This is a genomic window from Blastococcus carthaginiensis, from assembly GCF_030731085.1.
Taxonomy (GTDB): domain Bacteria; phylum Actinomycetota; class Actinomycetes; order Mycobacteriales; family Geodermatophilaceae; genus Blastococcus; species Blastococcus carthaginiensis.
Genome location: NZ_JASNFN010000002.1, coordinates 40099 through 55083 on the forward strand (window position 1 = coordinate 40099; position 14985 = coordinate 55083).

Below are 14985 nucleotides of genomic sequence, written 5' to 3' on the forward strand. Positions count from 1 at the left end.
GACGTGCACCGGGGGACGGCCGCCTCACGTCCGGACGTCCTCCAGCGTCTCCAGCGGCACGACGACCGGCTGGTCCGGGTCGGCGCTCTCCTCCGCGGACCGGCCGGCCGACAAGGGGTCGGCATCGAGGTAGGCCGTGAAGTCGTAGCCGGTTCCCTCGGCAAGGTCGGCGATCGAGATCTGGAAGGTCCGGTAGGGGCCGAGGACGAAGCCCTCGAGCGTCTCCGTGCGACCGCGGTCCTCCAGCAGATCGCGGATGAGGTCTCCCTGGCTGAGCAGGTAGGCGGTCGCGTGCAGTGCGTCCCGGTCGGCGTCGAGCATCACCACGACCTTCCAGAACTCCCGCGGGACGAGGACGCCGTCGCCGATGTCGGGATCGTCGTCCCGGACCACCGGGCCGGTGAACACGCAGGCGCGGAAGCCGCGGGTACGGGCGTTGTCGAGGATGTGGTCCTCCAGCCCCAGCCACAGAGTCCTGCCCTGGTTCAGGTCGGCGTGCTGGGGGGCCGCGTTGGTGTAGTGGAAGGTGTCCAGGTTGGCCTGGTCCGCGACGGCGCTGGACTGCCCGGCGGGCGCTTCGACGTCCCAGTTGGGGTCCTCGCGGCGGACCATGTGACCGCGATCGATCTCGGGTTCGCGGTAGTGCTCCCGGGTCAGCTGGATCTCCTCCGGCAGGCGACCATCGACGAACCACCGGTCCCGGCCGCGCTTCACCCGCACCGAGTGCCGGCCGTCGATGTTGACCGCGGTCATCACCGGCTGCCTGCGCGACGTGGAGAAGCGGACGCCGAAGTGCGTGTACCGCACCTCGCCCGGCTGGTCCGACGTCTCGTCGGCGGGCCGGGCGAGATCGCCCCGGACGTGCTCGGGTAGGCCCGGCCAGGGGGCGGTGGTGCCCTCGCCGAGGAAGGCGACCTCGTAGCCGCGGCGGTCGCGGAGGTCGTCGGGGCCGTGCGTTCCGTCCGTGGCCTCGGCCTGCCCGTCAGCGATCAGCCGGACGCCGCTCACCGCGACCCGGCCGCGGGAGCGCAGCAGCTGCCCGAGGGTCCGGACGCCGACGGCGCTGTTGGCCACCCCGTAGACCCCGGCGTAGTGCAGGCCGACGACCTTCCGGTCCTCCAGCCGGATCAGCGGCGAGCCCGAGGCGCCACCGAGGCTGGTGCAGTCGTGGGACAGGACGGTGCGCCCGGTGAGCGCCTGCATCACCTTGCCGGGCATGAAGCGCTTGACGCCGTAGATGTCGCGGAAGTAGCGCGCCTGGTCGTGGGGGTCGTTGCGCTCGTCGAACGCCGGGTAGCCGATGAGGGCCACGACGTCCCCCGCACCGGCCTCGTCGTCGGCCAGCGGGAGCGGATCCGGCAGATCCCGGCCGCGGATGCGCAGGAAGGCGACGTCCGGCGCCGCATCGTCGGCGACGAAGAGGACGTCGCTCACGGCGACCGGGACGGCCTGCGACGCGACCGAGCCGACCTCCTCCGCGAAGTCGATGTCCGCCCCGTAGCGGGCGCCCGTGGCCGGCGAGCGCAGAAAGATCCCGCGCCCGTCGGCGAGCCGGCGCGCCACGAGCGACGCGACGTGCCGGTTGGTGGCCACCACCCGTGCGTCCCCGTCCTCCTCGATCACCCACCCGGTACCGCCCCAGGCCATGCGGTGGTTGACGAACTCGACCCGGCCGACCGAGCGGACGGCCGGCTCGACCGCCTTGATCCGCACGTCGACGTCCGCGGGGAAGTCGACCAGCGGCTCGAGCTCCACGGTGGCGTTGCGGACCAGCAGCGGGGGGCGGCCCACCCGCTGCACGATCGCCTCGAGTGCGTCGAGGGGCACGACGCTCTCCAGGGGTTCCCGGTCGGCCTCCAGGCGGGCCGGGACTCCCTCCGGGATCCTCGCCGCGGCTGCCTCCGGCACGGTCCCCTCGGCGATCGCCCGCCGGACCGCCGCCTCCAGGGCGTGGGAGGCAGCCAGCCGCCCGCGGACGCTCTCCAGCCTGCTCTCGTCCATGTCCTCTCCCGTCTCAGATCTCCCCGCGCGCCAGCAGGACCGCCAGAGGCGGGACGAAGGCCGCAGGCATGCGGTGTTCCAGCAGGGCGGCCGCCGCGTGCGGTGCACCCCGATCGGCGACGGCGCGTCCCGCGGTCAGGGCGCCACCGCGCCGGTGGCCGATCTCGGTGATCACCGGGGTCGGGTCCGCCCGGTCGTCGCCGGACCAGGCGGCCAGGTGCTCGTGGGCGGCCGTTCCCGGGCCGGCGACCGACTCCAGCGCCGCGACCCGGTCGGCCAGGATCACGTCCAGCGGGCGGCTCCACCCACGCCGGGCTGACGGCAGAGCCGCGCCGTAGGACCACCGTCCGGCCATCGTGCGTCGCCAGCGCTCGGCGCTGCGGGCGAGCAGCACGAGGTCCGGATCGGCGAGCAGAAACGCGGCTGCCCCCGCCCATTCCGCCAGCAGGCCGGACACGCTCAGGCCGTCGATCGCCCCGGACGGCCCGGGTGCACCCGGTGGGGATGCCGGGTGGTCGGTCACCGGCAGCCCACCAGGACCGGCCAGCCGGCGCGCGACCGCTGCGGCGTGCCGCTCGAGCGTGGGAGCGCTCCGTACCCGATCGAGGGTCACGACCGGCGCGGCGTACGGCGTCAGGGCCGCGAGGAGGAGTGCCTCGCCCGCCGGGTCCCCGGACGTCGTAGCCGGGGACCCGGCCCGGTCCAGCCGTTCCCGTGCCGCGCCCGCACCGGCCCCGCGCTGCCCGGTGCCGGACGGCAGCCAGGTCGCCCACGCGGCGCCGACCGCGTCGAACCCACGCCAGGGCGGGTTCCGCGGGGCCGAGCCGGCGCGCCACAGGGCGAACCCGAGGGCACCTTCGCTGAGCTCGGACGGCAGGCCGCGGCGCACGACGTCGGCCAGTGCGACCGCCTGCCGGGGGTCCCGGGTGAGCCGGTGGACGAGGGCGTCGAAGGAGAACTCGGCGCGCATCTCCCACCGGGGCGCCGCCAGGTGCGGGTGCAGCCGGGCCAGGTCGCCGTCGTCCCCGCTCGCCCGGTCGCGCTCGGCCAGGAGCCGTCGGGCCTCCGACCACTGCCCGGACCGCCAGAGGAAGGCCAGCGCGGCGTCCGCCTCCGGCGACCGGGCATCGAACAGCCGACCGCGGAGGGCGCGGTCGTAGATGGAGGAGCCCTCGAGCCAGTCACCGCGCTCCACGGTGGCCGCCAGCTCGGCGGCAGCGCCGGGGACGGGCGGCCCACCCGCCCCCGGAGCCGCACCGCGGACCAGCACCGAGCGCTCGCCACGGCTTCGGTGGACCAGGTCCCGAGCCACCTGGGGCAGCTCGGCGAGCGTCTCCGGGCCCAGCCGCTGCAGGACGGCCGGGTCGAGGTAGGGCGCCCGGGTGTCCCGGCGCATGAGCTGGAGTCGGTGGTAGGCGGCCTCGACGGCGGCCCACGGCTCCGGGCGGGCTGCGAACCAGGCCGCTGCGGCCCGATCCACCGTCGCCGCCCGGGCCGGCCGGGTGTCGTAGAGGAGCTGGACCAGATCCCGCCGCGTGTCCGCCCGGTGCCGCACGAAGCCCGGGGCGACCGGATCGGGCTCGACGAGCCAGTGCTCGCGGGACAGCTCCGCGAGCAGCTCCTCGGCGCGGGCGGCGCCGATCCGGCCCAGCCCCAGGTGCGGGGCGAGGACCTCCGCGATGACATCGGCGTTGATCCGCCGGACGACGAGGCCCGGATGTGCCAGCCGCCGCAACGGCTCGTCGGCGATGCGCGACAGCAGCATGCGATAGAGGAAGGCCGCGGCCACGCCTCCCTTGCGGTGCCGTGCCCGGGCCAGCGCCTGGGTGCCCGCCTCCCGGACGACGGTGGCCGCGAGCCGCAGCACGAGCGGGTTGCCCTGGGCGAGCGAGCGTGCGGCGGGACGGCCCTGAGCCGGGACGCCCAGGTGGGCCAGCAGGCGGTCGGCGCTGACGTCGTCAAGACCCCCCAGGTCGATCCGGCGGCCGACCCGACCGGGAACCGTCCCGAGGGCGTCGCCACGACCAGCGGCGAGGACGGCCAGCGGACCGAGGCCGGCGGCGAGGAGCTGGTCGATCCAGTCGAACAGGCGGGCGGGATGCGTCTCCCCGCGGGACCGCAGCGCCTCCAGGGTGTCGAGGACCAGGAGCACCGGCCGCGCTTCGGTCCGCACGAGCTCGGCGGTGACCCGCAGTAGCCCCATGGGGATCCGTTCGCGCAGCTCGCCCTTCACCGCCGGCAGCGGGTCGGACACCGGGGCCCCGGCCGCCCGGAGCCGGGCCTCGCGCAGGGCGTGCGGCTCCCCGGTGAGGTCCGCGGCGACCTGACGGGCGAGTTCCACGGTCAACGCGGTGAGGTCCTGCACCTCGAGGCCGCCGCGGTCGAAGTCCAGCCGGACGACGACCCACGGCCGCATCGACGCACGCGCCGAACGGATCACCTCTTCGAGCAGCGTCGACTTGCCCATCCCGGCCGTCCCGCTGACGAACAGCGCCCGGACCGGGGGCTCGGGGAACGGCTGGTGGAGCCACTCGACGATCTGGGACCGCTCGGCGTCCCGGTCCACGAAGTCGGCTGCGGCGAGGATCTCGTTGCGGTCGGTGGCGTCGAGGCGGACGAGCACGGCTCGGGCGGCGTCCAGCAGCAGCCAGGCGGGTGCGAGCGGCCCGCTCCGGTCGAGGGCCACCACGATCCGCTCGAGGTCGCGCCGGGGGCCGCCGGCCACGATCCTCGCCCGTACGGCGTCGTGTGCGAGGTCCCCCCGCCCCTCCAGGGCGTCGAGCAGGTCGGCGGTCTCGGCGTCCACGGCGCCGGCCCCGCGTCGCCAGGTGACCGCCGCCGGGATCCCCGTGCGCTCGGCGAGCCGCTCGAGCGCCCACCGGCGCTCCGGTCCCCGGATGACCCAGGAGCCCCGACCCTCCCCCGGCCTCGTGTCGCAGACCCGGGCGAGGTGCGCGGCGAGGTCGACCGTGCGGTCACGGTCGGTTGTCGACGTCGGAGCGGCGCCGAGCGCGGCACCGGGGTCGAAGTGGCCCGACAGCGCCGCGAAGTCGACCACGGCCCGGATCTCCTCGGCCGGGATGTCGCGCGCCACGGTGGTCACGGTTCCTCCCGCCCGTCCCGCTGCCACTGCTGCAGGTCCGGGCGCAGCGCCGCCGCCACGGCGGGTAGGTCCGATGCCGCGTAGACCCCGTTGAAGTCGCGCAGCGGCGCCAGGACGGGGTCGGCGACGGCGTCGACGACCTCGACGAGAGGCGGCCGCCCCGTGAGGTCCTCGTGGGCCCGGGTCAGGAGGTCGAGCACGTCGGCGCGGGTGAAGCCGCCGAGGTACTCGACCACCAGGCCGGGGGGCCCGGCGACGGCCGCGGCCGAGGCGGTGGCGAATTCCTCCCCCGGCAGGGCGAGGGTCTCGAAACCGGCGACCACCAGCCGCAGGTGGGGCTTGCGCAGCGCCGCGGCGACGAAGCCCTCCAGCAACAGCCGGGCCGGCTCGGGGACCACGACCGACGGCGTGTCGAAGAAGAACCACACCGTGCGCCCCGCCGCCGCGGCCGCCGCCTCCACCGCTGCGGCCAGCAGCCGGGCCCGGTCCCGCGCCGCGGCCTCGGGAGAGGCCAGCCCCACCTCCAGGCCCGGTGAGGGCGGGAGGTCCGCGAGCGGCAGGCCCGTTCCCGCGACCCGGCCTCGGATGTCCTCGACGAGGTCCCTGACCAGCTCGTCGAAGGAGACCCGGACGATGACCTGGCCGGCACCCCGGCGGGCCAGCAGCCCACCCAGGAGGTGGTGGGAGAAGTTGAGCCCCGTCGTCCCGCCCGTCGTCTCGCGCCGCTTGACCCGCACGCCGCGGACCCGGCTCCGCTCGTCACCGGCCGCCGCGACGGCATGGACGAAGACGTCGCGGCCGATGACGAGCGCGCCGGTCGCGGTGCCGTCCAGCGACCACAGCGACCGGGGCGCCACGTCGTCCTCGACGAGGGGCCGCAGGTCCGCGGCGAACCGGGACAGCGGGACCAGCCGTCCCTTGCCGTTCCACCTGCCCTGGTGGACCCCGGCGAGCTCCAGGTGGCTGTCGAAGCACGCCCCACCGGACGACCCCTGCGCGGTCGTGATGTCGTGCCGCCACCGGGCGGTGACGTTGCGGATCTTGTGCAGGTACCCCCAGCCGAAGCCCCGGTCCTCGCCATCGGGGAAGTGGACGAGCACGAGCCTGGTCCGCGACGCGGTCCTGGAGACGGGCTCGGGCAGCTCGGCACGGCCCAGGTGCGCCGCCGCCGGCCGGCGCATGACGAGGACGGCGACGTCATTGCGGCCATCGACGTCGGCGTCCGCCCGCGGAGCCTGACCGGTGTACTCGGCGTCGCCGCAGAACGACTCGAAGCGCAGCGGGAGCGCCACCTCCTCGACGGTCGAGTCGGCGAGGACGACGTGGATGCGAGGCGCCGGCTCCTGCGGCCGCCCCGGCGGCTGCACCGCGACGACGTGCCACGCCGTGAGCACCAGGCTCGGCCCGATGAGGCACCCGGTGCCCGCGACGGCGCCGTTCACCAGGACCCGGCAGCGGAAGGCCTTGGCGCGGGATCCGAAGAGCACCAGCCGCTCGGGATCCACGTGGTCGGCCGCCGGCTGCGGCGCGCCGACGGGGACGCCGCGGGCCTGCAGGGCCCCGACGAAGGCGTCGAGCAGGTCGCGGTGGGCGAGCTGCTCGATCCAGAGCTGCTCGAGGGTGCCGCCCACCACGGGCAGCGCGGCGACCAGGCTGTCCACCGTCAACGGCGCCAGCCAGCCCGCCTGCACCGCCGCGAGCGCCCCCGCCGCCTCCAGGGGGTGGTCCCGGATGGCGGCCGCGAGCTCCGCCTCGTCGGACACGTCGGCTCCCCGGATCAGGAGAGGAGGGAGGTGATCGCGCTGCGCACGGGGCCGGTCCGGAGGTACTCGCGGATGCCGTGGTGGTTGTCGCTGCCGTTCACCACGAGGAAGTCGCTGGTGCGGTCGGCGGGGGCGTACTCCGGCCGGATCGTCCGGTCGAGCGCGACCAGGTCGCGTCCGTCGGCGACGTTGCGCCACGCGGTCACCCCGGCCGGGACCGCCAGCGGTGTGGTGACGAGATCCTGGATCTCGGTGATCCCCAGCGGTGAGCCGACCGTGACGAAGAGCGGCACCTCGCACTCGGTCCCCAGCTCCCGCAGGACGTCGTAGGCGATGATCGAACCCAGGCTGTGCGCGACCACCACGGCGGGGCCGTCGATCTGCTGCAGCGTGGCCCGCAGCCGGTCACGCATCGCCTCCCCAGCCCCGCCGAAGAAGTAGGCGTAGACGTCGGTGAACGTGCGCTTCACCAGGAGACGGAAGGTGGCGACCCGCGCCCCGCGTGGCAGCGGCAGGACCTCCTCGTCGGAGCGCTCCCCCTGCACCACGGCATCGGCCACGTAGGCCATCTCCCGCAGCCACGGGTCGAGGGCGGCGCCCGGCACGGGCTTGCCGGCGGACCCGCTGCCACCGGGAGCCGGCGTCTCGACCAGGACCTCCGCGTGCGCCTCCATGACGGCCTCGACGACGAGCTCGGCGGGGCGCAGCTCGGCATCGCCGGGGGACTCCTCCCCGCCGACCAGCTCCAGCTCGTCGACGCGCGGAGCCGGCAGCGGCGCCGGGTACCGGAGGTCGGCCCAGTACGCCACCCGGGATCGCTTTCCGGCCGGGCGGTCGAAGAGGGCCTCGTCCCAGATCCGCTTCAGGGACACCTCGTCCGGCTTGTTGCCGTTGCCGTGCACGTAGACCACGGTCGGTTCCACTGCTACCGCCTCTGCATTCCGAGAGGGATGGGTTCCCCTGCCGGTGCCCGGTCAGGGAGCCTGGACGAGCCCGGCTCCCCGGTCGGCCACGTCGACGTCGGACGCGATGCCCTCGGTCGTGGCCGTCGCCAGGAGCCTGGCCGTCACCGGGAGCGCCGACAGCGGGACCGGGAGGGCCGCGACGTCCTCCCACCAGAGCGCCGCCACGCCCGCCACGTGGGGCGTCGCCATGCTCGTGCCGCTCAGCGTGGCGAGGCCCCCGCCCGCCTTGGCCGAGCGGACCATGACGCCCGGCCCGCTGATCTGCGGGAAGGTGTTGGAGAACGGCGCGACCCGCAGCCCGTCCGCGGACTCGCCCAGGGCGCCGACGGAGATCACGCCCTCGGCCGCGGCAGGGATCGAGACCGCGATCTCGTGCTCGGGGTTCTCGTGGCGCTTGCTCTCGTTGCCCGCCGCGGCCACCAGGAGGGTTCCCGGGCCGAAGGCCTGCCGGCTCCTGACCACGCCCATCAGCGCGTCGAACATCCGCAGGTTCGCGCGGTACGCCTCGAGGGCCAGCGACGTGGCCAGGTCCGCCGGCCAGCCGCGTGCCACCAGCTGCTCGACCAGGCCGGGGAAGTCGAATCCCAGGGACATCGAGATGACGTGCGCGCCGCCGTCGACGGCCCACTGGATGCCGCGGAAGATCATGTCGGAGTCGCCGGAGCCGTCGTCCCCGAGCACCTTGCCGATCAGGGCGGTGGGGACGCCGGGGGCCACGCCGATGCGCACGCCGTCCACGTCGCGGCCGAGGATCGTGCCGGCGCAGTGGGTTCCGTGCCCGTCCTTGTCGCCGTCGCCGCTGCCCGAGAAGTCCCGCTGCACGATGTGGACACCCGAGAAGGCGGGGTGGGTGGCGTCGATGCCGGTGTCGAGGACGGCGACGGTGACACCCGCCCCGGTCCGCGTCGACCGGTCGGCACCCACCGCCGTGACCCCCCAGGTCGCCGATCCCCCTGCCCGTGGCTCGTCGCCCTCGACGTCGACGGGCCGGATGAGCCGGGTGGGCATGATGGGCGCGATCGCCCGTACCTCCGGATCGCGGGCGAGCGCCCGGACCTCGGACTTCTCGAGCCGCTCCACGTCGATCCGGAGCCCGGCTGTGCCGAGTCCGGGCGCCTCCGGCCCCTCCGTCGTCCCGCCGTAGGGCTCCCCCGTCCGCGCCGCGGCGAGGTCACGCAGCACCGTGTACGTAGGCATCGCTGTCCTTCCGTCCGCTGCCGGCCCCGGCGGTCGTGCCGGTGGCCCGGTCGATGGTCGGCAGGATCGCGTAGCGGCGTCACCGCGCCGTCACCACTGGCCGGCGGTGGTGGCCCGCGGGGACCGACGGGCGGACGTGCGCCACCAGCGCTGACCGCCCGCGGAGAATCGCACACCGGTCCCGGAGGGCCTCATCACGGAAGTGGACGGCGAGGTCCGGGCCCCGCCGCACGTGTCACTCCGTCGTCGCCCCACCACCGACGAAGCCATCCAGCCACTCACCGACCGCATGCACGAGCTCGGAGGGTGAGGACGCGAGGGCCACGGTGCGGTCGTCCTCCGACTCGTCCCGCCCGACCGCGGTCACGCGGGCCCGGAACTGATCCGTGCCGTCCTCGAGCCAGACCCGGACGAGGAGCGCAGCGCTTCGGTCGTCGGGCAGGGCATCCTCCGCATGATCGGCCACCCAGCCTCGGGCTGCGCGGATGTGCACGGGCGTCCTTCGCCGTGACCGAGGATGTTCCTGCTGATCGGTGACGATGCGTAAGTGCGCTCCCCCGACCGGATGACCTCGGTGACACGCCCGGGTGAAGGTCGGAGCGCCATCCAGAGGGTCGGCGGAGGCTTTCCGACCGCGGGGTCTCACGAGCGCGTCGTCAGCCCCCGCCGCAGCTCGTCCATGGCCTGCGAGAGGCCCACCCGTGGCGCCCAGCCCCACCGCCGCGCGCGGTCGGCGACCAGCTGCCCGGTCCAGACCGGCTCGTCGGTCCACGCGGGCGCGGTGCCCAGCGCGTCGGTCACCGTGCCGAGGTAGTCCCGCCATGTCGCCGGCTCGCCCGTGACGACGACCGGGGTCGTGCTCCCGGCGACGGGGCCCCGCTCGGGGTCGCCGGCGGTCGGGACGGCCCCGGTGGCGACGTCCGCGATGAACGCCGCGAGGTCGTCGACGTGCACCCACGCCCAGGTCTGCGCCGGGTTCGCCCGGTTCTCGCCGTTGCGGATCTGCTGCGGTCGCAGCGTGTTCCACACCGACGTCTCGCCGGGGCCCAGGATCGCCGGCGGGCGGACCAGCACCGTCGTGAGCCCGCCGACCTGCGCCAGCGCGGCGTCGGTGGCGTTCTTGGTGTCGGGGTAGGCGCCGCTGCCCTCGAGCAGGAGGGCGCCGTCCTCGGCGACGTCACCCACGCCGGCCGCGCGGTCGTAGACCCCGGCCGTCGACACGTGCACCAGCCGGGCGACGCCGGCGTCCCGGGCGGCCCGGGCGATCGCCGGGGTGCCCTCGACGCCCACCCGGTGCTGCACCTCCCGGGGCGAGCCCATCGGGTGGACGGTCGTCACGACCGCGTCAGCGCCGTCGGTGACCTCGCGGGCGAAGCCCTCGTCGGCGAAGTCGCCGACGTGCTCGGTCACGCCGTCGAGCGCGGGCGCGCTGCCGGCGCGGCGGACGACGGCGCGCACCCGCGCCGACCGCTCGACGAGCGCCCGGCACACCGCGGTGCCCACCAGCCCGTTCGCACCGGTCACCACGACGACGGGAGAGGAGGAGGCCATGCCGCCCACCCTGCCAGCGACCGCACGACGGCGCCCCCGGGCTGGACAAGGTCCGGCACCGCGGCACGGGCCGCTGCCGGAGGGCTACGGACGCAGGAACGCCTTGATCGCCCGCCGCTCGTCCATGGCGCGGTAGCCGTCGGCCACCCGGTCCAGGGCAGGTCGAGGTCGAACACCCGTCCCGGATCGATGTCGCCCCGGAACGTCCGCTCGATCAGGTCGGGCAGGAACCGGCGCACCGGAGCCGGCCCGCCGTGCAGCCGCACCACGGTGGAGAACAGCTGCCGGCCGGTGAGGCTCACCCCGTGCGGTACGCCGACGAAACCCACTCCCCCGCCCGCCCGGGTGGAACGGACCGCCTGCCCCATGGCCTCGTCCGTGCCCACGCACTCCAGGACGGCGTCCGCGCCCACCCCCTCGGTCAGGTCCCGGACGCGCTCCACCGCCTCGTCCCCGCGCTCGGGGACGACGTCGGTGGCGCCGAACTCCCGGGCAAGCTCCTGCCGTGGCCGGTGGCGGCTCATCGCGATGATCCGCTCGGCGCCCAGCTGCCGTGCCGACAGCACCCCGAGCAGGCCGACGGCGCCGTCCCCGACGACGGCGACGGTCATCCCGGGCCGCACGCCCGCCGCGACCGCGGCGAACCACCCGGTGCCCATCACGTCGGAGAGGGTCAGCAGGCTCGGCAGGAGCTCGGGGCCGGGCCGGTCGGCGGTCGGCGGTCGGCGGTCGGCACCAGGGTGCCGTCGGCGTGCGGCACCCGCAGCAGTTCTGCCTGCGCGCCCTGGATGCCCCCCCGGTGGGCGCAGGCGCTCTGGTACCCGGCCCGGCAGTGCGGGCAGGTGCCGTCCGAGGCGATGAAGGAGCGGATGACGAACTGGCCCGGCCGGAGCGAGGTGACCTCGGAGCCGACGTCCTCCACCACGCCGCAGTACTCGTGCCCGATCGGGAACGGCCCGGTCACCTCGTTGATGCCCCGGTAGGGCCAGAGGTCCGATCCGCAGACGCAGGTCGCCGACACGCGGATGATCGCGTCCGTCGGCTCGACGATCGAGGGATCGTCGAGGTCCTCGATGCGGACGTCACCGGGGGCGTGCAGCACAGCTCCGCGCACGGGGCGGTCTCCTCTCGGTCGGTCGTCCCGCGACCGGGTTGCCGGCCACGGTGAGCCGGAGCGGGTCGTCCGCCGGGGTGTATCCAGGCGGTGGCCGCCCTACCCCCGCGCCGCTCGAGCGGTCAGCGGGAGGGGTCGACCATGGTCATCCCCGCCACGCTCGCCCGGTCGAAGGCGGGCAGCAGTTCCGCCGCCTCCTCGAGCCCGATGGTGCGCTCCACCAGCAGCCCGGGTCGCAGCGCGCCCTGCTCGATGAGGGCCAGCATGCCCGGGTAGTCGGCCGCGGCCATCCCGTGGCTGCCGAGGAGGTCCAGTTCCCAGCCGATCACCCGGTCCATGGGGATGCGCGGGTGCCCGTCGACCGGCGGCAGCAGCCCGATCTGCACGTGGCGCCCCCGCCGCCGGAGGCTGAGGATGCTGTCGGCGCAGGTCTGCTCGCTCCCCACGCCGTCGACGGCGACGTCGCTGCCGCCACCGGTCAGCTCGCCGACGGCGGCCGGGACGTCGGCGCCGTCGGCGAGCAGCGTGTGCTCCGCACCGAGCGCGGCCGCGGCGGCGAGGGCCGCGGGGTTGCGGTCGACCGCCACGACCCGGCAGCCCATGGCGCCGGCGATCATCACCGTGCTCAGCCCCACGCCGCCGGCGTCCACCACGGTCACCCACTCCCCCTCGGCGACCCGTGCGCGGCCGACCAGGGCGCGGTAGGCCGTGGCGAACCGGCAGCCGAGCGCGGCCGCGGTCGCGAAGTCGACCCGCGCCGGGATCGCCACCAGGTTGGTGTCGGCGCCGTGCAGGGCGACGTGCTCGGCGAACGAGCCCCAGTGCGTGAAGCCGGGCTGCTGCTGGTCGGGGCAGACCTGGGCCTCCCCCGCCCGGCACCAGCGGCACCGGCCGCAGCCGCAGACGAACGGGACGGTGACCCGGTCACCCACCTGCCAGCGGGCGACACCCGCACCGACCTCGGCGACCACCCCGGCGAGCTCGTGCCCGGGCACGTGCGGGAAGGCGATGTCGTCGTGCCCCGCCCAGGCGTGCCAGTCGCTGCGGCACATCCCGGTGGCCATGACGCGCACCACCACGCCGCCCGCGGGGGCCGGAGGCGCGGCCACCTCCCGCACCTCGGGCCTGGCTCGGACGGCATCGACGACGAGGGCGCGCACGCCGCCATGCTGTCAGCCGTCGGTCTTCCCGCCGGGCGGGGCCCGGCCCCAGGTGATGGGGCGCGTGCCCGAGCCGTCCCGGGCCGGAGTGTCCTGGCGGGGAACCCACGGGCGGCCTGGGAGCGTTCCCCAGGGAACCGGCACACCGCCCTGCACGAGGAGCCCCATGACCACCCTGCCGCCGACCGGCCTCGCCGTCGCCCTCGACCTGGGCGACCTGGGCGACGACGGCGCGCTGACCTGGCTGACGTCGCTCGACCCCACGGTCCTCGCCGTCCTCGGTGGCGCGCTGCTGATCGTCCTGCTGATCACCGCGCTCGCCGGGTGGCTGGTGCTGCGGCGCGTGCGGCGCAGCCCGCTGGTGGCCCGGAGCCGGGAGCTCGCCTCCCGCGGGCGGGACCTGGGGCTCCAGGGTGCGACGGCCGTGGCGGCTCGGCACCTCCCGCCGGGCCACCGGCGCTCCGCGGCGGAGCTGCAGCTCGAGGTCGCCCGCGCCCGCGACCGCCTGCGCCACCACGTGGCCACCGCCCGGGCCGCCGGCGCCCACCTGGGTGAGATCCCGGAGCTGCTGCCGTCGCTGGATGCCGAGGGCGCCCGGCTGGAGCAGCGCCTCCGGCAGCGCGCCCTGGCCGCCGACCCGGCCGACCGGGCCGACCCCGGGCCCGAGGCCCGCGACTACCTCGCGACGGTCGCCGATGTCTGCGACGCGGTGCTGGAGGCGGAGCGGGCTGTCTCGGCAGGCGCCCGCCCGGTCACCGGGGTCGCCGACGCGGTCGCCGCCCTCCGCGCGCACACGTCGGCCTACCAGGAGCTCACCGCGCCGCCGGCCGCACCTCCGCTCCCGTCCCCCGCACCGGAGAACCACGACCGACGCTGAGCACCGCCACGTAGGCCGCCAGGCCCAGCGCCAGGCAGCCCGCGATCGCGGGGAGGTAGGAGCCGGAGGCGTCGACGGCCGCGCCCGCGAGCGGCGCCCCGACGGCGGACCCGAGGCCGGCGCTCGTGTACAGGACGCCCAGCAGCCCACCGAGCCGGGTGGTGCCGAAGCGCTCGGCGACGACCGCGGGACCGATGGCGACGAAGCCGCCGTAGCCGACGCCGAGCACCACGGCGAAGACGACCAGCACGCCGTACCCGCCCCCCAGGCCCCACAGCGCGAAGCTCAGGCCCATGGTCAGGAAGCACCCCTGGAAGGCGCGCAGCGTGCCCGTCCGCGCCGCGACCACGCCGAGCAGCAGCCGGCCGGCGGTGCTCGCCAGCCCGATCACCCCCACCAGGGCCGCCGCGGCGACCGGGTCGACGCCCTGCTGCACGGCGTACCCGGGCAGGTGCACGAAGGGCACGAAGAGGGCGACGGCCATGAGACCCGAGGCCAGGTACAGCCGCCGGTAGTCGCGGTTGCGCACGGCCTCGCGCAGCGTCAGCGCCGCCGGTCCGGACGGCACCGGCGGGGGCTGCACCACCAGCGCGCAGGCCGCGAGCACCACCGCGCCGCCCAGTCCCAGCACGAGGTGGGTGGTGCGCCACCCCAGCTCACCGATCAGCGATGCCGCCAGCGGCGCCACGGCGAGCGTGCCCAGCCCGATGCCCGTCACCGACACCCCGACCGCCAGCGTGCGCCGTCGCTCGAACCACCCGCTCACCACGGCGACCATCGGGACGTAGGCGCAGGCGACCCCGATGCCGACCCCCAGGCCGTAGGTCACCAGGCCGATCCACAGCTCCCCGGCCAGCGATGTCGCGGTCAGCCCGGCGCCCAGGGCGACGGCGCCGAACAGCAGCACCCGGCGCGGGCCGTAGCGGTCCACCGCGACTCCGCTGAGCGCGCCGAGGCCGAAGTAGGTGAGCGAGGTCAGGGCGAAGAAGGCCGACGTCGTGCCGCGGCCGGAACCGAACTCGTCGGCCATGGGCTCCAGGAAGGCGCCGAACGAGTACGCGATCCCGAACGAGACGAACATCCCCGCGAACGCCGCGGCGACCACCAGCCAGCCACGGGACGAGTCGACCGCTGCCGGAGGGTGCATGGCCCCGGACGATACGAGACCGCCCGGCACGACGGTCGCACGCCGGGTGCGCGAGGAGACCGTCGGCGGAGTGAAATCGGCGTCCCCGGGGTCGGCACCACTCCGCC

At 75.7% G+C, this 14985-nt stretch carries 12 protein-coding genes; 1 reads left to right on the forward strand and 11 read right to left on the reverse strand.

Annotated features, from left to right (window positions below; genetic code table 11):
- Positions 1 to 24: 24 nt before the first annotated feature.
- The 10 genes from QOZ88_RS03005 to QOZ88_RS03050 all read right to left on the reverse strand — a co-directional run bounded on the left by QOZ88_RS03005 (position 25) and on the right by QOZ88_RS03050 (position 12854).
- A complete protein-coding gene (locus QOZ88_RS03005) occupies positions 25 to 2001 on the reverse strand; it encodes a DNA/RNA non-specific endonuclease (RefSeq protein WP_305998313.1) in 1977 nt (658 codons plus the stop codon).
- A gap of 13 nt (positions 2002 to 2014) precedes the next feature.
- A complete protein-coding gene (locus QOZ88_RS03010; RefSeq protein ID WP_305998314.1) occupies positions 2015 to 5104 on the reverse strand; it encodes an ATP-binding protein in 3090 nt (1029 codons plus the stop codon).
- On the reverse strand, positions 5101 to 6867 hold the full coding sequence (locus QOZ88_RS03015) for a trypsin-like serine peptidase (RefSeq protein WP_305998315.1): 1767 nt from the start codon (positions 6865 to 6867) through the stop codon (positions 5101 to 5103). The genes QOZ88_RS03010 and QOZ88_RS03015 overlap by 4 nt, the downstream gene beginning before the upstream one ends.
- Before the next feature lie 14 nt (positions 6868 to 6881).
- Entirely contained in the window at positions 6882 to 7790 is a 909-nt protein-coding gene (locus tag QOZ88_RS03020) for a hypothetical protein (protein WP_305998316.1), read from the reverse strand.
- A gap of 51 nt (positions 7791 to 7841) precedes the next feature.
- Positions 7842 to 9029 carry a S8 family peptidase gene (locus tag QOZ88_RS03025; RefSeq protein ID WP_305998317.1) on the reverse strand — a complete coding sequence of 396 codons (1188 nt, stop codon included), beginning with the start codon at positions 9027 to 9029 and terminating at the stop codon, positions 7842 to 7844.
- A 235-nt stretch (positions 9030 to 9264) separates the two neighbouring features.
- Complete coding sequence (locus QOZ88_RS03030) at positions 9265 to 9522, reverse strand: hypothetical protein (protein WP_305998318.1); 258 nt, start codon at positions 9520 to 9522, stop codon at positions 9265 to 9267.
- A 149-nt stretch (positions 9523 to 9671) separates the two neighbouring features.
- Positions 9672 to 10580, reverse strand: a complete 909-nt coding sequence (locus QOZ88_RS03035) for an NAD-dependent epimerase/dehydratase family protein (RefSeq protein WP_305998319.1) — start codon at positions 10578 to 10580, stop codon at positions 9672 to 9674.
- Positions 10550 to 11239, reverse strand: a complete 690-nt coding sequence (locus tag QOZ88_RS03040) for a zinc-binding dehydrogenase (protein ID WP_305998593.1) — start codon at positions 11237 to 11239, stop codon at positions 10550 to 10552. The genes QOZ88_RS03035 and QOZ88_RS03040 overlap by 31 nt, the downstream gene beginning before the upstream one ends.
- Positions 11240 to 11253: 14 nt before the next feature.
- Entirely contained in the window at positions 11254 to 11694 is a 441-nt protein-coding gene (locus QOZ88_RS03045) for an alcohol dehydrogenase catalytic domain-containing protein (RefSeq protein WP_305998320.1), read from the reverse strand.
- A 122-nt stretch (positions 11695 to 11816) separates the two neighbouring features.
- Positions 11817 to 12854: an alcohol dehydrogenase catalytic domain-containing protein gene (locus QOZ88_RS03050; RefSeq protein ID WP_305998321.1), complete on the reverse strand. Its 1038-nt coding sequence runs from the start codon at positions 12852 to 12854 to the stop codon at positions 11817 to 11819.
- Between the two features lie 166 nt (positions 12855 to 13020).
- On the opposite strand from QOZ88_RS03050, the gene QOZ88_RS03055 reads away from it, so the two are divergent.
- On the forward strand, positions 13021 to 13731 hold the full coding sequence (locus QOZ88_RS03055; protein ID WP_305998322.1) for a hypothetical protein: 711 nt from the start codon (positions 13021 to 13023) through the stop codon (positions 13729 to 13731).
- Here the strand turns inward: QOZ88_RS03055 and QOZ88_RS03060 are convergent.
- A complete protein-coding gene (locus QOZ88_RS03060) occupies positions 13667 to 14878 on the reverse strand; it encodes an MFS transporter (protein ID WP_305998323.1) in 1212 nt (403 codons plus the stop codon). The genes QOZ88_RS03055 and QOZ88_RS03060 overlap by 65 nt on opposite strands.
- Between the last annotated feature and the right edge of the window lie 107 nt (positions 14879 to 14985).

Bases quoted from the DNA above. Each gene is read 5' to 3' on its own strand.
- QOZ88_RS03005 (WP_305998313.1), bottom strand. From the start codon at position 2,001: ATGGACGAGAGCAGGCTGGAGAGCGTCCGCGGGCGGCTGGCTGCCTCC.
- QOZ88_RS03025 (WP_305998317.1), bottom strand. From the start codon at position 9,029: ATGCCTACGTACACGGTGCTGCGTGACCTCGCCGCGGCGCGGACGGGG.
- QOZ88_RS03035 (WP_305998319.1), bottom strand. From the start codon at position 10,580: ATGGCCTCCTCCTCTCCCGTCGTCGTGGTGACCGGTGCGAACGGGCTG.
- QOZ88_RS03040 (WP_305998593.1), bottom strand. From the start codon at position 11,239: ATGGGCACCGGGTGGTTCGCCGCGGTCGCGGCGGGCGTGCGGCCCGGG.
- QOZ88_RS03055 (WP_305998322.1), top strand. From the start codon at position 13,021: ATGACCACCCTGCCGCCGACCGGCCTCGCCGTCGCCCTCGACCTGGGC.
- QOZ88_RS03060 (WP_305998323.1), bottom strand. From the start codon at position 14,878: ATGCACCCTCCGGCAGCGGTCGACTCGTCCCGTGGCTGGCTGGTGGTC.